The organism is Kribbella orskensis (genome assembly GCF_004342085.1).
Taxonomy (GTDB): Bacteria; Actinomycetota; Actinomycetes; order Propionibacteriales; family Kribbellaceae; genus Kribbella; species Kribbella orskensis.
The window spans coordinates 65,340-86,391 of the sequence record NZ_SLWM01000003.1 but is presented as its reverse complement, the minus strand read 5'-3'; the positions used below and the strand labels follow the sequence as shown (position 1 = coordinate 86,391).

Below are 21,052 nucleotides of genomic sequence, written 5' to 3'. Positions count from 1 at the left end.
CCCTCGGCGCCTGTGTAGTCCGACTGGAGCTTGGCTGGAGATGTGCTGCTGTGAGGCATCGCCGGGACAGCCCAGGTCTTGGGGTGTCCCGGCTCGCGGCGGGTAAAACCGCAGGTCAGAGCGTTGCCGGGAAAGCCGAGACAGCCGAGACAGTTCCTAACGTGTTGGCAGATATGGCGGCAGGCGCATCTCGCCACGTTCGTGCCGCCGGAGCGCCCGTCGGACAGAATGGCGTCTGCAAGCAAGTGGTCGTCCACACTGGGCGAGTGAGCGAAGGGGAGTAAACATGGCCTCGCAGCCAATCCCGCCGCGCGCGGGGCGGCCCGCTCCGGAGGAGATGCGGTCCTCCGTGTCACCAGCCCTCCGAGCAGGACTTCAGAGGTGGCTGGGGGACTGGCTGGTAGGCAACGCAGACGCCCAGGGCCGCGCCGTGCTGGTGGCCATTGGCCTGGACCTCGACTTTGAAGGCCGCACCGACTGGGCTTTCGGGGAAATCCTGTCCCACGCGGACCAGGGGGACGACGAACTCCTCGATGCGGTCCATGTCACCCTCGGCGTCCTCGCCTCCGGGCCGACGACCCTCCGCGCACCACCGCATCTAGAGGTCGCCCGCCTGCTCGCTGTCGGCCGGTCGGCCTGGAGCGCCACCGAGGAAGGGTTGGTGCACCGCGCTGACCCGACAGCACAGGCCGCCTTCGAACTCGCTACCTCCATCCCCGGCTCGGTCAGCACAGAACTGACGGAGGCGTGGGAGAAGGCTCACGCTCGCCAGAGCAAGCCGGGGGACGCCTGGGACCACGCCATCAAGGCGGTCGAGGCCGTGCTGATCCCCATCGTCCTGCCCCCAACCCAGATCAAGCCAAATCTCGGTCACGTGCTGGGCCAACTCCGCCAGCTCCGGGGACAGACGGAACTGTGGACGCTCGGCGTTCGGGGGCAGAGTCGGGACAACAGCATCCAGCCTCTCGTGAGCATGCTCACCTTGCTCTGGCCAGACCCTAATCGACATGGCTCTCCAAATCCGGAGCCCCCAGCCACGCCCGAAGAGGGCAGGGTGATGGCCAACCTCGCAACGACGATCGTGCAGTGGGCTCGCGACGGCCTGATCACTCGGCGGTGATCTGTGGCGATCGTTGACCTGGACGACCAAGAGTCGTGGCCGGCGGGGGTTGCCGATCTCGCACACGGCGAGGCGCGACGGCTGGCAGGGACGACCGAGCACTACACCGATCTGCGGGTAGTGCAGGATCACGACCTGCTCGCCGATCTCAGCGGGCACAAGCTGCGTGCCTTTCATTCGACGCGCCTTCTCGATGTTGAGGTGTCGGCAATCAGGGAGACCGGCTTGGTCGCTCTGTCAGAGGATCTGATTACCACCCGTCTTGGGTATGCCGTCGCCGCTGGAGCGCTGTCACCGGAAGCGGCTGAGGTGATCGCCTCTGAGCATCTCTTGAATGACCTTGACGGGCGCGGGGCGTATCGGGTCGGGCAGGTCTGCTTTGTCTCTGGAAAATCCGTATTTGTTGACGATGTCGACGGATTGTCGCCGCTGCTTGGGCATTGGGGAGGCGAGGCTATCTACTTTGCCTACCACGAAAAAGATCCGAGAGCGCTGCGTCTGCGCCGTATCGGTCAACCGGCAGTTGTGGTGGCGCATCTCGACCTGTCAGTCGGTGGCATCCACGATTACCAAGTCGATCGGTTGCTCAAGGCTTTCGTGGGGCGGGTGCTCAAACTTGGATGTGTTGCTCCAGAATTCCATTATTTTGCCAACGTTCCCAGTGGCGATATTGAGGATATCTTGAGACCCGGCGATGCCGACTACGCTGCGCTCGGAGATATGCCGTCCGCCTGATGTCAATTGCGCGAAGCCAAGTCACCGGTATCCCGGCTCGCCCGAGGGATAAACCGCAGGTCATTCCTAGGAGCGGGGACGGTCAAGAGGGTGTTACGACCGTTCTTTGTGCTTCTTCGCTGTGGTTTGGGCGCGCCGAGGTAAGGCGTCGGGGTCAGGGCTCGGACGTAGTCCGACCGCGGAGCGGCCGGAGGGCCTTGACGCCGGCGCCGTTCGGCGCAGGCTATGGGGAAGCGGAGAAGGAAGCTGGGGGCTCCTGCTGGTTTGGGGGTTTGTGTGGATGTTGCGCTCGTCATTGCCCGGGTTGCCGGGGGTGTGGCAGGGCCTGGTTGGGGCTGCTGTCATTCCTTCGCCGCGGCTGGCGGCATGATGGGGTTCGCAGTGGCTGGGGTCGGTCGGGGTCATTCACAGCGGCGACCACGCCGGGGCTGGGGGTCTTGACCTGCACGACCCGCGCCGACCGGTTCGGGCGAGGCGGCGGCTCATGCCGCGGGCCTCGCGTGCTGACTCGTGTGGTTCAGGGCCCGGACGTGGTGGTCGCGCAGCGCGTAGAACACGTACTCGAGCTGGCGGCGGGCGGCCGCGACCACGCCGATGTTGCGGCCCCGGCGGGCCGCGACCCGGTCGCGGAACTGGCCGACCATGGTGGTGTCGGGCAGGACCTGGACCGACTCCACCACGGCCCAGCGGACCAGCCGGGAGCCCTGCTTGGTGATCCGGCCGCGGTGCACGTGGGTGTCGGACTCGTGATGCTTCGGCGTCAGCCCGGCCCAGCAGGTCAGCTGCTCCGGGCGGGTGAACCGGTCGATGTCGCCGATCTCGGCGACCAGCACCGCGGCCAGGGTCGGGCCGATCCCCGGGATCGTCTGCGCCGCGACATAGCCCGGATGCCGCGCCAGCCGACCGCGGACCATGCCGGCTGTGTGGTCGATCTCGAACTCGAGTAGGTCGATGATCCGGCGCAGCGACCCGATCCGGGCCGCATACGGCGCCGCGAGCTGCGACGAGTCACGCAACTGGTCCAGCAGGGCGGTGCCGTCGAGCCCGAGCAGGTCGCTCATCCGCACCGGCACCCCGCACTTGGCCAGCACCGCATGGATCTCGGCCTTGCAATGCGAACGCAGCCCGACCAGCTTGGCGCGGTGCCGGACCAACTCCCGCAGCTCCCGCGTCGCCGGCGGCGCGATCCACGCCTCCGGCAGCCGGCCCATCCGCAGCAGGTCGGCCAGGTCGGCGGCATCCCGCTCGTCGTTCTTCACCCGCCGGTACTCAAACGCTTTCACCCCCAACGGGTGCGCCATGTGCACCACCGCGCCCTGTTCCCGCAACACATCCACCGCCCAGTACCAGCCGTAGGTGGCCTCCAACACCACCTCCGGGCACTCACCAGCCCGGGCCATCACGGCCGCCAACCGGTCGACGTCGTTGACGATCCGAACCCGCTCCAACACCTCACCACCGGCCGTCATCCGCACCAGCACAGACCTGCGCCGATGCAGATCCATACCCACAAACTGCCGTCCCGCGTAGCCTTCCATCAGGGGCCTCCTTCGTCGTGAAACGCGAGCAACCCCAGCATCCGCCGGGACCCACGAGGAGCGGAGGCCCCGCTCCTTCATCGCATCACAGAGTTGCCGGGACAGCTCCCACGGCCTTCGGGGGCGAAGATGTGGCTCGCCGCGCTCGCGCCGGGCTGGTTCCGTGAGCAGATCGAGCAGTGTTGCGATGTGGGTGGCAGGGGGCGGGGGCGCAAACTGTAGCCGTGAGCAACGAACCAATCCCTGCCGTTCGCGTGAAGCCGGGTGAGTACTTCCTTGCGGCTGAGCACGTCGAGGTCGGTCTCCAATTCCGGTACGGCGACGCGGTGTACGAGGTCATGAGCGAGCCGAAGCGGTGGGGTGCAGCTTGGACGGCGACGATCCGGCAGATCGAGGGGCGGCGTCCGGGGATAGAGTTCCGGGCGATACTGCATCTGGGACGCAAGGTGGATGGCTGATCGAACCAGGCGTGACTGAAGCGCTGCACAGCCCCAGCCTCGCGGGACAGCCCGGGATGGCGGGGGTCCCGGCTCGCCGGGTGAATCCGCAGGTCACGAAGTTGCCGGGACAGCCGGGACAGCTTCCCGACGCATGCGCCCCGCCTCATGCTGGGCCTTACGGAAACCTGGCACCCTGATGATGTGACGCCAGAAGACAAGCTGCCGCCGAGCATCCCGGACATTCTCACGAGGGCGGCGATCGAAGCCGTCCCCATCCCCAGCGCTTCGGCTTCATTGATGACCATCTATGACGGGTTCCACAAGCGCCGCGCGCATCGCATGGGCCAGGCGCTCGCAGAGATCACCGAGCGGGTCACAGTGGAGCAACTCGAGGCGCGGCTAAGTGAATCCGAGAGTCTGGACGCGGTGTTCGGGACCGCATTGGCCGCCGCCGCTAGCTCGGGGCTTGAGGCCAAGCGCCGCATGCTTGGTGCCGTTGTCGCTCAGGCTGTGCTGGACGACGCCATGATCGATGAGGCCATCCTGCTGACCGACGTGTTGTCGCAGATCGAAGCGCCGCATGTCCGCTGCCTAGAGGATGTCCACCGAGTGCAGAAGGAAGTCGAGACCTCGGGAGAGAGGCCGCCGGCCGCCGCAGGTGCAGAGCGGGAGATCAACCAACGAATCCTTGACACTGGTCGCAAATACCCGTCCCCGCTACTGAAGACCTTGGCAAACCTCAGTCTGCTGGACGCTGAAACGTCGTGGGACCGGTCGGTTGACTACGTCCACGGCTTGACCACCTTCGGCGAAGAGTTCTTGCAGTACCTCCACGGGATGGGCGACGCCGATCGGGGCGACCCGGTCTAGCCACAGTCGTCAGACCGGGGTTGCACTGGCGTATGGTGTCCGGCTCGTGGGGTGCGCGGGCTGGGTCGCTGATCGAACATGTGTTCCAATGTGATCATGACGAGCAAGGGGATCGGCGACGTGCGGCGGGCGCTGGGCCAGCCGAAGTCGTGGATAGAGCAGACCTTTCCGAAGCCCTGGCCGCCGTTGCCCCCGGCCAGGGGGGATGCGCAGCTCGGCTTCGTCTGCGCACGCGTGAGTCAATGGGAGACGCAGGTGGCGACTGAGGCTGCCGAGTACCGCAGCCAGCCACTGGGGGCGGCGATGGTGCGCTACGCGCGGGACATCCGCCAGCAGTGCGCTGCGATTCGCTCGGTCCTCGCCCGGTACGGCGAGATGAGGGACGCCGACTCTCCCGATCTGGCCGCGGTCCGCTGGATCATTCAGGCCCTCTCGATCGCATGGCGCAATCACCCAGACTGGCGCGAGGAATGGTCGTAGCTCGCCTTCAGCGAGCGACAGGGACGGCGGGGCGGTAGGAGGTGCCTCCCCTCGTAGGCCCCCCGCCGGATGGCTGTCAGGGCACTTGAGGGGCAGAGTGGGAGGGCGGATTTGGCGTTCATGCTCTCTAGTTGCAATGCGACCCCGGATGGTCTGCGAGACTCGCGGAACCCCCGTAGCCGGCTATCGAGCGGCGCGTGACGGGTGCTGAGCATCGTGACCTTGTCCGGGGTCGCCACACCAGGATGCAGGCAACCGAGCATCGCGCGCTGGAGTTATCCACAGGCCGCGATCGGCTCCCGAATGTGCGGATGCGATCGGTGCCCACAGGGATTCAGCCCAAGATGTGCGCCTTCAGTACTGCACGTGCGTTCGAGGCGGTGGCGTCGATAGCAGGTTGCTCTACAAAGTCCTCAAAATAGTGCCGGATTGCATCAAGAGCAATGTCGGCCAAGCATATGGCGCAGGCAGCTTCTTCGCGGTGGTCACATCGTGCACCATGTTCCTCGAATGAATTGGCGAGCATACGGTGTAGATCAACGCGGCGGGAATCAAGACCGCTCTGTTGGTTCACTAGAATCAGCCTCCGATTTGGCTCAGGTAGACAACGGTAGCATCGTCGCTTTTCTTGTTGCGCGCCCATCTCTGGCCGGTCGGATCGGAATCCTCGGCGGCGCGGACCTGCTCAACGACATGAGTCGGTCCGGCCCGCTCCATTGTCTCTAGTATCTCTGACCAGGTCATGAGTCCGAATGAGTTGGCACGGGCCGCGCCATCGGTAAGAATTGCGATCCGGGTCACACCTGTTGCTTTGCCAATCAATGCATGGTCTGCGGCGCGTGCATCGGCCGCCGCGATCCAATAATCGCGATTCCGCGCGGCTAGTTCGACGTGCTTCATCGCGATCATTGCGGACTCTTTTTCTGCAGAGCCAATGGGCCAGCGGTCAGCCTCAATGCGCTCTCGTTTTGCCGACTCTGAAATGCGGTTGTCCGCAGTGGCTATCAGTCCGTCGAGGGTGTCTAGTACTACCGTGACATCGCCCAGAATCGCGTATTCCCACAGTTGCTGGCCCGCTGGACGGACTATGGCTACTGCGGCGGAAGGTGTGCCTGGATGATTTAGGTCGCAGGTGTCGCGATGTAGTTCCGCTACGGCGGCGATTCCGCGAGCGAGGATGCTCCTCAATGATTCATTTGGTCTTGTCTGCAGCAGCGCTAGCAGTTCAGTACCTAGGTGCTTGGAGTACCACGAGACGCCGTGAATGCAGCCGGTCTCGGTACGGGCAGTTCCGCCATCTAGCACCACGATTGGCGCAGGCTCGTCCCAGTTGGCCACGCCAAACCAGTCTTCATCAGGCTTGACAGACGACCCCGGCTCAGAGTGTGCTGCGGTAATCATTTTGTGCCTTCGTGCCGCACGATCGGTGCGAGTTGACTGGTAGCGATCGGGCGACGATTCTTGTCGTAGTCGACGCTGATTAATGCCGACCACCGTTTGCCTCGGGTTTCGCGATAGACCAAATCAATGTTGTCTGCCAACCAGTAAGCGGCTCCGAGGGTTCCGGGAGCATGGAGGCCCGCGATATAAAGGAAAGTCCCAGCGCCATCCGGCCGCGGTAGACGTCCGACATAGCCGTAATCCGTCGGCTTACCAGCATCTGAAGGCGAGTAAATCTTCTGGTCGTTCGACTTGTCGTGCACGAACCACCCCTCGTCGTCAAGCTCTATGCCGTATGTCGGGTCCGATGGCAGGATTTGAGTCAGAAATGGAACGCGCGCGGGCGACCCAAGCACGACAAGATTGCCGCGGTTGAGATCGACTAGGCCTGGCGGCGGAACAACCTCGTGTCCGCAGTCCAGTCCGAGTGCTCGTGCCACCTCTGCCAGCCGTTCATAGGCCGCGAATGCCTCAACTGACGCGACTGGATTAGGCTTTTCAGCCTCGTGCTTTCCGCCGATAGCGACCGTAAGTTTGCCAGCGGTTCCAAGTACGGCCCGGGCAGGTCGCGGCCCGCCGGCCATAAGCTGGCGGACCCGTTCGGGCGTCAGGTCGAGCGCTCGCGCGATGTCTGCTTGCGTAAGGCCGGCGTCCAGCATCGCTGTCATCGCGTCGCGCCGTAGCGCGCCCAACTCGGTGACGGCGCTCTGGGCTGCGTTGACGGAAACTTGTGCAGCCCGCGCTCGTTCGCTGGGGTCCCTGATATCCCGCACCTGCTGAACGGTCGCTTTGACGAGCTCTGCAAGGTCGGCGGGTCCTGCATCCGTCTTCGTCCCGTCAGTCATGTAGTCCCCTTCTCTCTCCCGGCGAAGTCTAGCCCCCTTACGCCCTGTCGATCATCAACCCCTCTTGCGTCGATCTCTCAAGGGGTCTATGGTCTTCACTCAAGCCCCCTTGGGATTCCTGTCAAGGGGTATTGGCCGAAGGAGGACGCATGGAACTGGCGATCTTCGGGTTGGTGCTTCTGGCGGCGCTGATCCTGATGTGTTGGAAGAACTTCGTTGCTGGCCTGGTCGCAGTGATCGCCCTGATGCTGGGCATCACGATCGCGAACAGTGGTGGTCTGTTGTCGGAGCCGTCGCAGGACTTCACGAACGGCACGCGGACCACGATCGGCAAGCTCGGCGCCGCGCTGTTCAGCGGTGGTGGCCGGTGACCGCCCGGGTGGTCTGGGGCCGCGTGATGGACGCGCTGTATGCCGCGTCGGATGCCTCCCACCGTGCGCGGGGCTGGGAGGTCCGCAAGGGCGCCTTCGGTTCGCGTCGTTACCGCTTGGACGTGGCCGCGTGGCTGGAGTCGCAACGCCGTCTGGAGCGGTTCGGCTCGATGCCGGGCCCGTCGGCGGTGGTCCGTGACGAGGCCGTTGACGTGTGGGATTCGATGCGCTGGAAGCAGGCCGATATGACGCCGGTGCTGCGCGAGGCGATCGAGCAGGGCCGCGAGAGCAACGGCTACCGGCGGGAGGCGGCGTGATGGCCGGGCTGCGTATCGACCGGCCGTGCCGGGTCCGCAAGGCCGCTGAGGGCTGCTGGGAGTGGACGTGTCTGTGCTCGCCCGCGGTGTGGCCGTGCACGAGTCGTGAGTCCACGTGGGAGGCCGCGCAGAACGCCGCCGCCCACCACATGACCATCAACCACCCCGACCCGACTGTGCTGCTGGCGCCGGTGATCGACCTGGCCGCGTACCGCACAACGAAGGTTGCCGCCGGCGCACGGGTGCTGGCGTTCGTGCGGCCGGGAGGTGGGGCGGCATGAGTGGCGCGTTCGAGCCGTTCCGGCCGCCGATGGTCGGTGCCGAGATGTGGCAGACGGCGATGGCCGCCGCCGGGTGGGTGTGCGAGTGCACCGGGCAGTGCGGCAAGACCCACGCGAAGACCGCCGGGCGCTGCGGTGTCGCGCACGGTTCGGCTCACACGCTTGCGGTGGTGGCTGCCGACCCGACCGTTTCCCTGCGCGCTGCGGTCACCGGTGCCGAGCTCGTGGCCCTGTGCGCGGGGTGCCAGTCCGCGATCAAGCGGGCCGCGACCAACGCCGCCGAGCAGGCCGCCGCCGCCCGCGCCGACCAGCTGGACCTGTTCGACCTGATCGGAGGCGAAGCCGCATGACCACCTCGACCCAGAGGGCCGTCGTCGTCGCGCCGATCACGTCGGTTCCGTTGGCCGACGACGAGACGACCAAGGCCGCGATGCGGCACGAGTTCGGGTCGCTGGACGACGCCGGGCTGCCCGGACCGGCCTACACCCGCGACCAGGCGCAGGCTGAGCGGAACCTGCATGCGGGGATCCGGGCCGCCTACGACGACGGCGTGACCGTGCCGTGCCTGACCGACCCGGCGACCTGGGACGCCGACCCGACCGTGGGCGCGGTGACGCGAGAAGACGTGTTCCGCGCCGCGCAGCTATGCCGCACCGCGTGCCCGGTGTTCGAGCGCTGCAAGGCGTTCCTGGCGACCGAGCCGCCCGTGGTCGGCATCGTCGCGGGCCGGTTCATCAAGCACCCCAGTGAGATCCGCCCCGAGCGGCCCGCCGCCAACCTCAAAGACGACTGGGCAACCGGCGCAACGACCGCCGACGCGGCCTGACGACTCCCCTGACTGGAGACCGCTGATGAACCGCAAGCGCTACAACACCACCGCACCGCGCGATCTAGTGCTGCGGGTTGCCGAGGGCACCGACCGCCTGTGCGAGGCGTGCGCGCTGCGGCGGACCCGGCGGCGGATGGACGTGGCCGGCGTGGTGTTCGCGATCTGCGAGTCCTGCGCCCCGGTGCCGGTGATGGCGATCCTCCCGGCCCGCGACGGCGCCAACCAGACCTGTGACCGCACCGACTTCGAGGACGCTGCCTGATGAACGACCAGAGCCTGATCAAGCACGCCGCCGACGCCTACGAGGCGATCCGTGCCCTGAACCACGGCACCTACCGCACCATCCCGGCGCCGCTGGCCTACAGCCTGCTCGGCAACCTGCGCTCCCTGGGTGTCGCGCTGTCGCAGCTGGCCGACCAGATCGACGCCGGTCTGAGGTCGTCGCTGACCACGCACGACGTGTACGACGACAACCGCGACCCGGCGGCCAGTGTCGAGCTGGCCGACGAGGCGCTGAACAAGGCCGCTGACCACGCCAACGACATGGCGTGGCTGTTCGGCCGCGCGCAGGAGGCGATCGCCTGGCAGGGCTACCGGACCGACAACGACGACGACGAGGAGGGCCAGCGATGAGCAGGGCACTGGTTGCCCCCGGCAACGTGAAGTCGTCCGGTGTGGACAAGCTGCGCGAGTCCGCAGCGCAGGCGTCGCAGGTGCGGACGCTGTCCACGCACCCAGACGTGATCGCACTGCGGGTCGAGTCGATCCGTACGCAGGTGGACCGGTGCATGTGGGCCGGGATCGTGCTCGGGCTGGCCTTCACGATGGTCAACGTCCAGGCGTTCGCCGCTCAGGACGCCGCGCTGTGGTCGCTCGCGTGGTTCGCGGCCTGGCTGCTGGACCCGATGGTGTCGCTGGTGTTGATCGCGGTGCTGCGCGCCGAGCAGATCACCGCCCGGTACCAGGTCGAGGACTCGACGAAGTGGCTGAGCCGTACGAAGCGGTTCGCGTTCGCCGCGACGTACGTGATGAACACGTGGGCGTCGTTCGGCCACCGGGATCTGGCCGGGATCGTGCTGCACTCGGTGCCGCCGCTGCTGGTGTTCTGCGCGGCCGAAACCGCCCCGGTGCTGCGTGACCGGCTCACCGAAGCGGTCATGCGCGCCGAGCGCGCCGCCGCCGAGGCCAACCCGACCGCGCTGCCGCTGACCGAGCCGACCGCGCCGGAGCCGACGTCCGTACTCGAGTCGCACCAGCCGACCGCCGAACCGGCGACCGAACCGGCCACCGGCACGACCCCGGCCGCACCGGCCCGGAAGCGGCCCGCACGCAAGGCCCCGGCCCGCCCGGCGGGCAAGCGCGGCGGCAAGACCACCGGCAAGGAGAAGGCCCGGGCGCACTGGGATGCCGAGATCGCAGCGGGCCGTGAGCCGACCGGCGGCGAGCTGGCCCGAGTCGCCGAGGTTGACCCGTCACTGGGCCGCCGGTGGGCGCGCGACTGGAAGACCGAAACCCCCGACATTCCTGGCAGCCATGCGGTGGCGGCCGACATCACACCGGCCGCGACCACCGACACCCCCGGCACGACCGGCACGAACGAGATCGAAGGAGAGGCCGCCTGATGCGCTTCATCGGCCGCAAGAACGACGACCAGGACTCCGACCGCGACCAGCGGCCCGACGACGACAACGACCCCATCGGCATGGGTGAGGTGGTCCCGCTGCACCGCGAGCCCGTCCGGACCGACGCGGACGCGACCGACGCCGACGACAGCCGCCCGCGGGTGCAGGACGTGATTGCCCGGCCGGCTCCGGCTGCGGAGTCGGTCGCGCCGGCCGACTACGACGTCGACCCCGACGAGGACGACGAGGAGGGCGCCGAGGTTCGGCCGGTGCCGGTGGACCCGGTGCCGGGGTCGGTCCCGGGCCTGTTCCCGTGGGACCGCACGGATGAGCGTCGGGCACCGATCCCGTTGTGGGTCAGCGACGCCGCGACCCGCAAGGCCGCGGTGCGGTGGGTGGGCGACATGGCCAAGCACAAGGCGAAGTTCCACGCCGTGCGCACGCCGCTGTACGCGGGCCGGGTCGCGGTGCGGGTCCCGCGCGGCGGCGCCCGGGTGCTGCGCGATTACACCCGCTGGGTGACCGACGCCGAGACCCGGCCGCTGCGCGCCGAGGCGGTCCGCAAGGCCGACGCGGTCGAGCACATGAAGCTGGCCCAGAAGACCGCCGAGCGGCAGAAGGCCCGGCTGGCGATCTCGGGTGTGCTCGCGGTCCCGGTCCTGGCGGGACTGGCGGTGGTGGTGTTCGCCGCTCCGGTCCCGGTCGCGGTCCTGCTCGCGGTCGGTGCCGCGTCCTGGCTCGGGGTCCGGGGTGGGACCGAGGACACGCCGCTGTTCGGTCGCGCCGTGGTCTCCGGCAAGGTCCCGGAACTCACCAGCGACATGATCATCCGGGCACTGGGCAGCCTGAACAACTCGCTGCTGAACAACGCCGTGAAGTCCGGTCGCGGGATCACGTTCCCGGCGCCGATCACCCGCGAGGGTCCCGGCTGGCGCGCCGACATCGATCTGCCGCACGGCGTGACCGCGAACGACATCATGGAGAAGCGTTCCGCGCTCGCCTCAGCGCTGCGCCGGCCGCTGGGCTGCGTGTGGCCCGAGCCGGACCCGAACCAGCACGAGGGCCGCCTGGTGCTGTGGGTGGGCGACAAGGACATGGCCCAGTCCCGGGCCGCTGCCTGGCCGCTGGCCCGCAAGGGCAAGGCCGACCTGTTCGAGCCGTTCGCGTTCGCGACTGACCAGCGGGGCCGCACGGTGTCGCTGCTGCTGATGTTCGCCAACATGCTGATCGGCGCGATGCCGCGCTACGGCAAGACGTTCGCGCTGCGGGTGATCGCCCTGGCCGCCGCGCTGGACCCGCTGGTGCGCCTGTACGTGTACGAGCTCAAGGGCACCGGCGACCTGGCCTCGATCGAAGACAGCTGCCACCGGTACCACTCCGGTCCCGCCGAGACCGAGGACCTGGAAGCCACCATGGCGGGACTGCGCGAGATCGCCAACGTCGAGCTGTCCCGCCGCGCGAAGGTGATCAAGTCCCTCCCCAAGGACAAGTGCCCGGAGAACAAGGTCACCCCGGAACTGGCGGCCAACAAGTCACTGGGACTGTTCCCGATCCTGCTGATGATCGATGAGTGCCAGGAGCTGTTCAAGTCCGACGAGTTCGGGGCCGAGGCGGCCGAACTGTGCGAGAAGATCATCAAGCGCGGTCCCGCCCTGGGCATCATCTTGGTCCTGGCCACCCAGAAGCCCGACAGCAAGTCCCTGCCGACCGCGATCTCCTCGAACATGGGCATCCGGTTCTGCCTGCGGGTGATGGACCAGACCGCCAACGACATGGTGCTCGGGACCTCCACTTACAAGGCCGGCATCCGGGCCACCGAGTTCAAGGCCAAGGACAAGGGCATCGGCATCCTGCTCGGTCACGGCGACTCCCACCAGACCGTCCGCTCCTACTACATCGACGGTCCCGCCGCCGAGGCGATCGGCAAGCGCGCCCACCAGCTGCGCGAGAAGGCCGGGACCCTGTCCGGGCAGGCCACCGGCGAGACCCCGCAGACCGCGACCGGGCCGCGGTACTCGCTGCTGGACGACATCGCCGCCGTCCTCGCCCCGGGAGCGGACAAGGTCTGGTCCGAGACCATCTGCGACCGCCTGGCCGACCTGCGCCCGGACGTGTACCGCGGCTGGGACGCCACCGGCCTGTCCAACGCGCTCAAGCCGCACGGCATCACCACCGGACAGGTCTGGCTCACCGACGCGACCGGCAAGGGCGCGAACCGGCGCGGCTTCACCCGCGCCGACCTCGACAAGGCCCGCCGCGCCGCCGGCCAGGCCAAGAAGACCACCAAGCCTGTCACCGACAGTGACGGAGAGATGGGGGAGGAGGAGAGCGCCTGACCCCGCCAAGACCCTGACAACTCCATCCCGCGGCTAGCCGCCGCACGGGCCTAGCGGGGCCAGGCAATCTCCAGACTTCCTAGCACCTGGCCCCGCTAGACCTAGCACCACCGCTAGCAACCGCATCTAGCCCGTGACCTGCGAAGACATCAGGTCTAACGGGTCAGCCGACTCATGCCAAAAACGGCCAAAACAGGCCCCAGGAGCCCCCTTGACCCCCTTCACGGCCGCTAGTGCTAACCCAACCCCACAACGCCCCACACACGGCCACAGGAGCCCGCTCGTGCGCACTCTCACCACCACCCTCAAGGCCCTCCTCCAACGCCTCAACGGCGACTCTCCGCAGTCGCCGAAGGGGTTCGCCCTGCGCCTGCCTGCGCTGCCGACCGCGGCGCCGCTGCCCGGCGAGATTGGGGTGCCGCTCGGGATCGACGCGGCCGGGCAGCCGGTGTCGATGCCGCGCGGCGCGTCGGTGCTGATCGCCGGAGACCCCCGCACCCATGTGCTGACCGCGCTGCGGACCCTTGCGCTCGGCCACGCCCGGTTCCCGGGCACCCGGCTGCACGTCTACGACCCGAACGTGCTCGGTGATCTGGTCGCGCTGCGCGGCCTGGCCCACCGCTACATCGACACCTCCCACGGCGGCGCCACCATCCACACCGCCACCAACGACCTGCGCGACCTGGCCGACCTGATCCGCCGCCGGCGGCGCCGACTGGACGACCTGAACCGTGAACTGGCCGCCGCCGAACCCGCGATCCGCCGCGCCACCGGACAGCCCGCTCCGGTGCTGACCGACCTGCGCGACATCCACGCCGTACCGCAACGGGTGTGGGCCGCCGCGGGCATCCACTCCGACCGGGTCGATTCCGACACTGCCGACCTGCACCCGCACGTCGTGGTGATCGGGCATGCGATCCGCTGGGCGCTCAGCGAGGACGATGGGACGGCGTTCACCACGATGCTGACCCGGGTCGCCCGCCGCGGTCACGGCCTGGGCGTGACCGTCCTGCTCGGCGCCGACTCCGCCTACCTGCCCTACCTCCCGGCCGATCTGCTGCCTGCCTTCCGGCACCGGGTCGCGCTCGGACTGGACAACCCCGATCACGCCGACCAGGTACTCGGCGCCCTGGCGCGCCAGTCCGGGGTTGACCCGCACCCGGACCGGCGCCACCGCCCGGGGCAGGGCTGGCTCGCCGAGCTCGGCGCCGACACCGAACCCCGCTACCTGCGGATCCAGGTGTACGACGCCAACCCGCATGCGTTCCGCGCCGACTGCATCCGGCTCACCCGGACCCGCGCCCGGAACGGCTGGCTGACTGGCGACGCCGCCAACACGCGTGGAGGCCGCCGATGACGGCGATGAGTGTGCTGGTGGCCCTGGTCACCGCCGGAGGTGCGCTGCTGCTGATCACCGCGGCGGTGGTGTTCGGCGGTGGCTACCTGCTCACCTGCCGGATCTGGCCGTTCCGGGCCTGCGGGCGCTGCAAGGGACTCGGTCGGCTGCACGCCCCCAACGGCAAAGCCTGGCGCGACTGCCCCCGCTGCAAAGGCACCGGCCGCCGCCTGCGGATCGGCAGGCGCCTGTGGAACCACGCCGAACGCACCAAACGCAACGCCATCTGACCCACCACCCGAAAGGAGCCATGACTGTGGCGAAAACCAAGACCAGCAAGAACAAGCTCAGCCCGCGCGAGGAATACAACGAGGCGCTGGCCGACCTGAACCGCTACTCCGACAACAACGAAACCCGCGACGCGGTCAAGGCCCGTCGCCGGTTCGAGAAGGCCGCCCGGCGGGTGCGCTGGTGGCACCGCTGATGGCCATCAAGGTCCGGCTGTCCGGCGAGCCCGACGACATCGCCCGCCTGGTCGATCACCTGCGCGCCGAGTTCGACGTGGCCGGGGCCGACCGGTCCTACCCCAACCGCGGCTCGTTCGGTGTCCGCGTCTACCTCGAACTGCGCAACCACACCACCACCGACAACACGGAAGGCAAGTAGGAGCCATGAGCAACGAAACGATCATCACCATTGTCGGCAACCTGACCGACGACCCTGAACTGCGGTTCACCCCGTCCGGTGCCGCGCTGGCCCGGTTCTCGATCGCCTCGACGCCGCGCCGCTTCGACAAGGCCGCGGGCGAGTACGTGGACGGAGACACGCTGTTCCTGCGGGCGACCGCGTGGCGGCAGGTCGCCGAGAACGTCGCCGAATCCCTCCAGCGTGGCCAGCGGGTGATCGCGACCGGGCGGTTGCGGCAGTCGAACTGGGAGACGCCCGAAGGCGACAAGCGGTCCTCGATCGACCTGGAGGTTGACGAGATCGGCCCGTCGCTGACGTTCGCCACCGCCAAGGTCACCAAGGCCACCCGCGCTGCCAAGACCAGCGGCAACCCCGACGACCCGTGGGCCAGCGCCAACCGCGAGCCCGTCACCGCGGGCACGGCCGCGAACAGCACGGCCGGCGGCGGTGATCCGTGGACCAGGCAGGGCATGGAGGAACCGCCCTTCTAACCCCCTTCAACCCCGGTGGCCGGGCTGCGCACACCTAACGGCCCGGCCACCGGACACCACCCGACTCGTGCGTGTGCCCGATCTCCTTTGGAGGAATTGTGATTGCGTTGGCCTCTTACGTCATCAACCGTCATCAGTTCTTTGTGCTTCCTTGCGCATCTAGGTCCGAGCCATGGATCGGCGCGCGATGCGGTAGGCGGTCAGCCACCAAGCTTGCAGATGCCGAGCTTTCCATTCCCCTTCACGCGAACTGGATCGCCAGGGTCGGCGTTCGGCGGGAACACCGTGCTCTTCCATTGCCTGCGCCCGGTCTTTGCGAGGATGGATTCGACAGCAGATCTGTCCATGACGACAACCCACAGGTCGTAGTAAAGGGTCTTCGAGCGTCCTGGATCCTTGTCGTTGCCGAGATGGACGAGGGCGCGCCACGTCTTCGGTGTGGTGGCGAGGTCGACCGCACCTTCGAAGAAGATCTCGCCGTCTCCGTTCTCCTCGTTTGCTATCACCACGGTCTTGTCCGACGGCAGATCGGGGATGGCGCCGTACACCGTGTTGCAGACCGGGACGAGTTCGTCTGCCTTGGGTCGGTTCATGGTTCGTTCGACGGGCGGCCTTGCAGTAGGCGAAGGCTTCGCAGTCGGCGACGAGTTCGCAGTAGGCGAAGGGGTCACAGTCACGGTGGCGGTCACTGCACTCGCCTGGCCGTTGTCGGTCTGCCCCTTACCTACCACCAGGCCACCAAAGAAGCTGAGGGCTGCTACAACGATAGCGACCCCGCCCTTTATCAGTTCAACCCAGACCGCAGTTCTGTCAGGCGTCGGCTTGGGTGGATCGGTGTTGGCTTTAGCCGCCGGATCGGGATCAGTCATTGGTACCCCCTGACTGGACATTACCGGTCCTTAGACCGATGCGATAGCAGATGTCAGAGGGCTCTGGCGGGGTGTCCGTCGAACACGCTGGACGGCTCACGATGAGGCTGAACGAGGCCTTGCAGACCGCAAGGCGCGGCTGGCCGGTGTTCCCGCTGTGCCCCGGCTCGAAGGTGCCCGCGATCGAGGCTTGGGAGTCCTCCGCGACCACCGACGAAGTCCGGCTGACCCGATGGTGGAACTGGCCCGGGCACGCCCGCCACGGTGTCGCGATCGCGTGCGGACCGGCCCGCCTGGTCGTGATCGACCTGGACCAGCCCAAACCCGGCCAGACCGCGCCCACCGCGTGGCAGCGGCCCGGGATCACCGATGGCTGCGACGTGTTCGCCGAGCTGTGCGCCGACGCCGGGCAGCCGTTCCCGTCCGACACGTTCACGGTCCAGACCGGGCGCGGCGGTTTCCACCTGTACTTCGCCGCCCCGGCCGGTGTGGAGGTGCGCAACACCGGCGGTACCCGGGGCCGCGGGCTGGGGTGGCTGGTCGATACCCGTGCGGCCGGCGGGTACGTCGTGGCCGCCGGGTCGGTTGTCGCAGGCAACCGTTACACCTTGGTCCACGACGTACCCCCAGCGCCGCTTCCCGGGTGGCTCACCGAACGCCTCACCGCCCCGGCCGTGACACCCGCGCGGGCGCGGCCCGTGCAGCTGCACACCGGCCGCCGATCGGCCTACCTGGACAAGGCCATCACGGACGAGTGCCGCCACGTTGTCACCGCCGCTGCGGGTGAGCACAACAGCGCGCTGTTCATGGCCGCGCAGAACTTGGGCCGCCTCGTCGCCGGAGGCGCGCTCACCGAAGCCGAGGTGCTCGGCGCGCTGCTGGACGCCGAACGGCGGCTGGCCGCGACGTGCCCCGAGCCGCACAGCGAAACCCAAGCCCACAAGACGATCACGTCCGGCCTGCACGCCGGTGCGAAGCGACCCCGGAAGGTAGCCGCCTGATGAGTTTCGCGATGAGTTGGACCGACCTGTTCTGCGGGGCCGGGGGATCGAGCACCGGCGCGATCCAGGTCCCCGGCGTCACCGTGCGGATGGCCGCCAACCATTGGCGGCTGGCCGTCCAGACGCACAACACCAACCACCCGGCGACCGATCACGACTGTGCCGACCTGTCGCAGGTCGATCCGCGCCGCTACCCGCGCACCGATGGCGCCTGGTTCTCCCCGGAGTGCACGAACCACTCCCAGGCCAAGGGCCGCAAACGCAACATCGACAACACCCCGGACCTGTTCGGCGAGACCCTGCCCGACGAGGCCGCCGAACGGTCGCGGGCGACGATGTGGGACGTGCTGCGGTTCACCGAGCACCACCGCTACCCCGTGGTGATCGTGGAGAACGTCGTAGACGCGGCCAAGTGGGTGCTGTGGCCGTCGTGGCGGGCCGGGTTCGACGCGCTCGGCTACTGCCTGCACATCGTCTACCTGAACTCGATGCACGCCCAGGCCGGCGGCATGCCCGCCCCGCAGTCCAGGGACCGCATGTACGTCGTCGCGCACGCGAAGAAGACCCGGTGCCCGGACCTGAACCGGTGGACCCGGCCCATGGCGTACTGCCCCGGCTGTGACGAGTTCGTGCGGGCGATGCAGGCGTGGAAGAAGCCCGACAAGGCGTGGGGCCGCTACCGCGCGCAGTACGTGTGGCGCTGCCCGAACGTGGCCTGCCGCAACCAAGTGGTGGAGCCGGGCTGGCTGCCTGCTGCGTCCGCGATCGACTGGTCCCTGACTGGTGAGCGGATCGGCGACAAGGCGCGCCCGCTCGCGCCCAAGACCATGGCCCGGATCGTCGCCGCGCTCGATCGGCAGGCCCGGATCGCCGCGCCGTTGGTGGTGCCGATGGAAGGCCGCGACGGCAAGCAGGCCATACCCGTCACCGCCGTACTGCGCACCCAGACGACCCGCAACGAGAACGCCCTCCTGGTCCCTGCCGGAGGCACCTGGAACGACACCGGCACTCCGGTCACCGAGGTGATGCGGACCCGGACCGCGACCGAGTCCGAAGCGCTGGTGATTCCGCTGTGCGCCAACAACACCGCCAAGACCACCGGGCAGGTGTTCGACACGTTCGCCGCCGCAGGCAACCACCACGGTCTGCTGATGCCCTACTACGGCAACGCGACCGCCCGCAGCACCGACGACCCGCACGGCACCTTCACCACCCGCGACCGCTACGCCCTGGTGATGCGCAACAACACCAGCAACGGTGATGGCGCTGAGATGTCCACGCCGGTCGGTGAACCGCTGCGCACGTTGACGACCGCGGGGCATCAGTCGCTGCTCGAGTACGAGACCCCGGCCGTCGAGGACTGCCTGTTCCGGATGCTGGAGCCGCACGAGATCGCCGCCGGGATGGCATTCACCCCCGGCTACGTCGTGCTCGGCAACAAACGTGAACGCGTCCGCCAACTCGGCAACGCCGTCACCCCACCCGCCGCTCGCGACCTGATCGCCGCCACCGCCGAAGCACTCGGCCATGACGTCGGCGACACCGACGACCTCGCCGCTGGGCAGGCGGTGGCCGCCTGATGACCACCGTGGAGTTCTTCCTGGGCACGCACGAGCCGGGGTGGCTGGCATGGTCGCCGGTGCCGCTGTTCGTGTCCGACCGGCGATTGCGCAGGTACCGAAGTCTGCCCCGCGCAGCCTCCCGCTGGGCACTGGACTCCGGTGGGTTCACCGAACTGGACACCCACGGCAGTTGGGACCACGGACCCACACCGGCCGCGTACGTGGCAGCGGTCCGCCGCTACCGCGACGAGATCGGCCAGTTGGCCTGGGCCGCACCTCAGGACTGGATGTGCGAACCGTGGATAACCACCAAAACCAGGCTGACGATCGCCGAACACCAGCGCCGCACCGTCGACAACTACCTGACCCTGCGCGCATTGGCGCCTGACCTGCCATTCGTTCCTGTCATCCAGGGCTGGCAGGTCGGCGACTACCTAGCCTGCGTCGAGATGTACGCCGCCGCCGGTGTTGACCTCACGGCAGCACCGGTGGTCGGCCTTGGATCGGTCTGCCGCCGCCAGGCCACGGGTGAAGCCGCCGACATCGTGGACGCGCTCCGCTCGGTTGGCGTCGCTCGCCTGCACGGGTTCGGCATCAAGATTCTCGGCCTGCGCCGCTACGGCCAGCGTCTCGCGTCGGCCGACTCCATGGCCTGGTCGATCGCCGCTCGCTACGAACCGCCACTGCCCGGCTGCACCCACGTCACCTGCTCGAACTGTGCGCGGTACGCGCTCGCTTGGCGCGCCACCGTGATCGCTTCCATCCCCACTCACGAGCCCTTGTCGCTGTTCGACCGAGAGGCCGCTGCCTGATGACCGCCAACCCACTCGACCCCGGCCAGTACGGCGACAACGTGCGCGTGCTGCACCCGTTCGCCGACGCCTGGACCGCCGACCGGCTCGTACATCACGACTTCCCCGAACCGAACTGGGCCATCACCGGCCTGGTCCCCGAAGGACTCTCGGTGCTCGCGGGGGCGCCGAAGGTCGGCAAGTCATGGCTCGCGCTCGGCTGGGCGGTCGCCGTGGCGGGCGGGTACCGGGCACTGCACGCGATTGACTGCGCAGCCGGCCCGGTGCTCTACCTGGCACTGGAAGACAACCCGCGCCGCCTGCAAGGCCGCATCCTCAAGGTGCTCAACGGCGCCCCCGCGCCGGCCGCGCTGTACCTGCCCACCGCATGCCCCAACCTGCCCGCCGGGGGAGCGGACATGATTCGCGCCTGGCTCGACGCCCACCCCGACGCCCGGATGGTCGTCATCGACGTGTTCGCCAAGGTCCGTGGCCAGGCCGCCGGATCGAACGCCTACAGCGATGACTACCGCGCCGCCGGACTCGCCAAGGCCATCGCCGACGAATACGGCATCGCCGTCGTGCTGGTTCACCACACCCGCAAGATGGCCGCCGACGACTTCCTGGAGGAACTGTCCGGAACCAACGGCATCGCCGGTGCCGCCGACACCATCCACGTCCTGTCCCGCTCGCGGCACGAGGCCGACGCCGTACTGAAGACCACTGGCCGTGACGTGGAAGAAGCCGAACGCGCCCTGAAGTTCGACCAGCCCACCGGCACCTGGTCCCTGCTCGAAGGACCGGCGGTCGAGCACACCGTGCATAGCACCAGCGCGACCATCCTGCGGTACGTCCGGGGACACCAAGGTGCGACTCCGCGCGAGATCGCGGACGCCACCCGACTCGGCTACGACAACACCAAGCGCACCTGTTCCCGGATGGCCCAGCGCGGCCAGCTCGTCAGCGTCGGCGACGGCCGGTACGCCGCGCCACCCGAACCGGGGACAGGGGTCGCTCCATGACCTGTCCCCGCTGTCCCCGCTGTCCCCGCAATGCACCGACCTGCGCAGAACACCCACGAATCAGCGGGA

The 21,052-nt window shown here is 68.1% G+C and carries 27 protein-coding genes; 23 read left to right on the top strand and 4 right to left on the bottom strand.

Features of this window, described 5'->3' with window-relative positions; translation table 11 throughout:
- The first annotated feature begins 286 nt into the window (after nucleotides 1-286).
- Together EV644_RS09245 and EV644_RS09240 are read left to right on the top strand one after the other, a co-directional pair.
- Nucleotides 287-1,120: a hypothetical protein gene (locus tag EV644_RS09245; RefSeq protein ID WP_132190135.1), complete on the top strand. Its 834-nt coding sequence runs from the start codon at nucleotides 287-289 to the stop codon at nucleotides 1,118-1,120.
- Between the two features lie 3 nt (nucleotides 1,121-1,123).
- Nucleotides 1,124-1,855: a hypothetical protein gene (locus EV644_RS09240; RefSeq protein WP_132190136.1), complete on the top strand. Its 732-nt coding sequence runs from the start codon at nucleotides 1,124-1,126 to the stop codon at nucleotides 1,853-1,855.
- 482 nt (nucleotides 1,856-2,337) lie between these two features.
- On the opposite strand, the gene EV644_RS09235 is transcribed toward EV644_RS09240, so the two are convergent.
- On the bottom strand, nucleotides 2,338-3,393 hold the full coding sequence (locus tag EV644_RS09235; protein WP_132190137.1) for an IS110 family RNA-guided transposase: 1,056 nt from the start codon (nucleotides 3,391-3,393) through the stop codon (nucleotides 2,338-2,340).
- A gap of 224 nt (nucleotides 3,394-3,617) precedes the next feature.
- Between EV644_RS09235 and EV644_RS09230 the strand changes: the two genes are divergently transcribed.
- The 3 genes from EV644_RS09230 to EV644_RS09220 all read left to right on the top strand — a co-directional run bounded on the left by EV644_RS09230 (nucleotide 3,618) and on the right by EV644_RS09220 (nucleotide 5,183).
- Nucleotides 3,618-3,851 (top strand): hypothetical protein, encoded by a 234-nt coding sequence (locus EV644_RS09230; RefSeq protein WP_132190138.1) that lies wholly within the window; start codon nucleotides 3,618-3,620, stop codon nucleotides 3,849-3,851.
- 183 nt (nucleotides 3,852-4,034) lie between these two features.
- Nucleotides 4,035-4,703, top strand: coding sequence for a hypothetical protein (locus tag EV644_RS09225; RefSeq protein WP_132190139.1), 669 nt, complete (start codon nucleotides 4,035-4,037; stop codon nucleotides 4,701-4,703).
- Between the two features lie 96 nt (nucleotides 4,704-4,799).
- The gene (locus tag EV644_RS09220) at nucleotides 4,800-5,183 is read left to right on the top strand and encodes a hypothetical protein (RefSeq protein WP_132190140.1); all 384 of its coding nucleotides are present in this window, start codon (nucleotides 4,800-4,802) and stop codon (nucleotides 5,181-5,183) included.
- A 579-nt stretch (nucleotides 5,184-5,762) separates the two neighbouring features.
- On the opposite strand, the gene EV644_RS09215 is transcribed toward EV644_RS09220, so the two are convergent.
- Together EV644_RS09215 and EV644_RS09210 are read right to left on the bottom strand one after the other, a co-directional pair.
- Complete coding sequence (locus tag EV644_RS09215; protein ID WP_132190141.1) at nucleotides 5,763-6,584, bottom strand: hypothetical protein; 822 nt, start codon at nucleotides 6,582-6,584, stop codon at nucleotides 5,763-5,765.
- Entirely contained in the window at nucleotides 6,581-7,468 is an 888-nt protein-coding gene (locus EV644_RS09210; protein WP_199239713.1) for a sigma-70 RNA polymerase sigma factor region 4 domain-containing protein, read from the bottom strand. The genes EV644_RS09215 and EV644_RS09210 overlap by 4 nt, the downstream gene beginning before the upstream one ends.
- A gap of 149 nt (nucleotides 7,469-7,617) precedes the next feature.
- Here EV644_RS09210 and EV644_RS09205 point away from each other — a divergent pair, with 149 nt between their 5' ends.
- The 14 genes from EV644_RS09205 to EV644_RS09145 all read left to right on the top strand — a co-directional run bounded on the left by EV644_RS09205 (nucleotide 7,618) and on the right by EV644_RS09145 (nucleotide 15,738).
- A complete protein-coding gene (locus tag EV644_RS09205; RefSeq protein ID WP_132190142.1) occupies nucleotides 7,618-7,839 on the top strand; it encodes a hypothetical protein in 222 nt (73 codons plus the stop codon).
- Nucleotides 7,836-8,156, top strand: a complete 321-nt coding sequence (locus tag EV644_RS09200; RefSeq protein WP_132190143.1) for a hypothetical protein — start codon at nucleotides 7,836-7,838, stop codon at nucleotides 8,154-8,156. Before EV644_RS09205 ends, EV644_RS09200 begins: the two co-directional genes overlap by 4 nt.
- Entirely contained in the window at nucleotides 8,156-8,437 is a 282-nt protein-coding gene (locus EV644_RS09195) for a hypothetical protein (RefSeq protein WP_132190144.1), read from the top strand. The genes EV644_RS09200 and EV644_RS09195 overlap by 1 nt, the downstream gene beginning before the upstream one ends.
- Entirely contained in the window at nucleotides 8,434-8,787 is a 354-nt protein-coding gene (locus EV644_RS09190) for a hypothetical protein (protein WP_199239712.1), read from the top strand. The genes EV644_RS09195 and EV644_RS09190 overlap by 4 nt, the downstream gene beginning before the upstream one ends.
- Nucleotides 8,784-9,263, top strand: coding sequence for a hypothetical protein (locus EV644_RS09185; RefSeq protein WP_132190145.1), 480 nt, complete (start codon nucleotides 8,784-8,786; stop codon nucleotides 9,261-9,263). The genes EV644_RS09190 and EV644_RS09185 overlap by 4 nt, the downstream gene beginning before the upstream one ends.
- Nucleotides 9,264-9,288: 25 nt before the next feature.
- Entirely contained in the window at nucleotides 9,289-9,528 is a 240-nt protein-coding gene (locus EV644_RS09180) for a hypothetical protein (RefSeq protein WP_132190146.1), read from the top strand.
- Nucleotides 9,528-9,899: a hypothetical protein gene (locus EV644_RS09175; RefSeq protein ID WP_132190147.1), complete on the top strand. Its 372-nt coding sequence runs from the start codon at nucleotides 9,528-9,530 to the stop codon at nucleotides 9,897-9,899. The genes EV644_RS09180 and EV644_RS09175 overlap by 1 nt, the downstream gene beginning before the upstream one ends.
- Nucleotides 9,896-10,888, top strand: coding sequence for a hypothetical protein (locus EV644_RS46190; RefSeq protein ID WP_241998480.1), 993 nt, complete (start codon nucleotides 9,896-9,898; stop codon nucleotides 10,886-10,888). The genes EV644_RS09175 and EV644_RS46190 overlap by 4 nt, the downstream gene beginning before the upstream one ends.
- Nucleotides 10,888-13,224 carry an FtsK/SpoIIIE domain-containing protein gene (locus tag EV644_RS09165; protein ID WP_132190148.1) on the top strand — a complete coding sequence of 779 codons (2,337 nt, stop codon included), beginning with the start codon at nucleotides 10,888-10,890 and terminating at the stop codon, nucleotides 13,222-13,224. The genes EV644_RS46190 and EV644_RS09165 overlap by 1 nt, the downstream gene beginning before the upstream one ends.
- Nucleotides 13,225-13,507: 283 nt before the next feature.
- Nucleotides 13,508-14,581 carry a hypothetical protein gene (locus EV644_RS09160; protein WP_132190149.1) on the top strand — a complete coding sequence of 358 codons (1,074 nt, stop codon included), beginning with the start codon at nucleotides 13,508-13,510 and terminating at the stop codon, nucleotides 14,579-14,581.
- Nucleotides 14,578-14,850 carry a hypothetical protein gene (locus tag EV644_RS09155; RefSeq protein ID WP_199239711.1) on the top strand — a complete coding sequence of 91 codons (273 nt, stop codon included), beginning with the start codon at nucleotides 14,578-14,580 and terminating at the stop codon, nucleotides 14,848-14,850. The genes EV644_RS09160 and EV644_RS09155 overlap by 4 nt, the downstream gene beginning before the upstream one ends.
- Nucleotides 14,851-14,870: 20 nt before the next feature.
- Complete coding sequence (locus tag EV644_RS44430; protein ID WP_158292772.1) at nucleotides 14,871-15,044, top strand: hypothetical protein; 174 nt, start codon at nucleotides 14,871-14,873, stop codon at nucleotides 15,042-15,044.
- Nucleotides 15,032-15,226: a hypothetical protein gene (locus tag EV644_RS09150; protein ID WP_132190150.1), complete on the top strand. Its 195-nt coding sequence runs from the start codon at nucleotides 15,032-15,034 to the stop codon at nucleotides 15,224-15,226. The genes EV644_RS44430 and EV644_RS09150 overlap by 13 nt, the downstream gene beginning before the upstream one ends.
- Nucleotides 15,227-15,231: 5 nt before the next feature.
- Nucleotides 15,232-15,738, top strand: a complete 507-nt coding sequence (locus EV644_RS09145) for a single-stranded DNA-binding protein (RefSeq protein WP_132190151.1) — start codon at nucleotides 15,232-15,234, stop codon at nucleotides 15,736-15,738.
- A gap of 200 nt (nucleotides 15,739-15,938) precedes the next feature.
- Here EV644_RS09145 and EV644_RS09140 read toward each other — a convergent pair whose 3' ends face one another.
- Nucleotides 15,939-16,607 carry a hypothetical protein gene (locus EV644_RS09140; RefSeq protein ID WP_132190152.1) on the bottom strand — a complete coding sequence of 223 codons (669 nt, stop codon included), beginning with the start codon at nucleotides 16,605-16,607 and terminating at the stop codon, nucleotides 15,939-15,941.
- Between the two features lie 101 nt (nucleotides 16,608-16,708).
- Here EV644_RS09140 and EV644_RS09135 point away from each other — a divergent pair, with 101 nt between their 5' ends.
- The 4 genes from EV644_RS09135 to EV644_RS09120 are packed head-to-tail and all read left to right on the top strand — an operon-like array spanning nucleotide 16,709 to nucleotide 20,983.
- Nucleotides 16,709-17,608 (top strand): bifunctional DNA primase/polymerase, encoded by a 900-nt coding sequence (locus tag EV644_RS09135; protein WP_132190153.1) that lies wholly within the window; start codon nucleotides 16,709-16,711, stop codon nucleotides 17,606-17,608.
- Nucleotides 17,609-17,619: 11 nt separating this feature from the next.
- Nucleotides 17,620-19,188, top strand: coding sequence for a DNA cytosine methyltransferase (locus tag EV644_RS09130; protein WP_199239710.1), 1,569 nt, complete (start codon nucleotides 17,620-17,622; stop codon nucleotides 19,186-19,188).
- Nucleotides 19,188-19,982, top strand: a complete 795-nt coding sequence (locus tag EV644_RS09125) for a deazapurine DNA modification protein DpdA family protein (protein ID WP_132190155.1) — start codon at nucleotides 19,188-19,190, stop codon at nucleotides 19,980-19,982. The genes EV644_RS09130 and EV644_RS09125 overlap by 1 nt, the downstream gene beginning before the upstream one ends.
- Entirely contained in the window at nucleotides 19,982-20,983 is a 1,002-nt protein-coding gene (locus EV644_RS09120) for an AAA family ATPase (RefSeq protein ID WP_132190156.1), read from the top strand. The genes EV644_RS09125 and EV644_RS09120 overlap by 1 nt, the downstream gene beginning before the upstream one ends.
- Nucleotides 20,984-21,052: the final 69 nt, after the last annotated feature.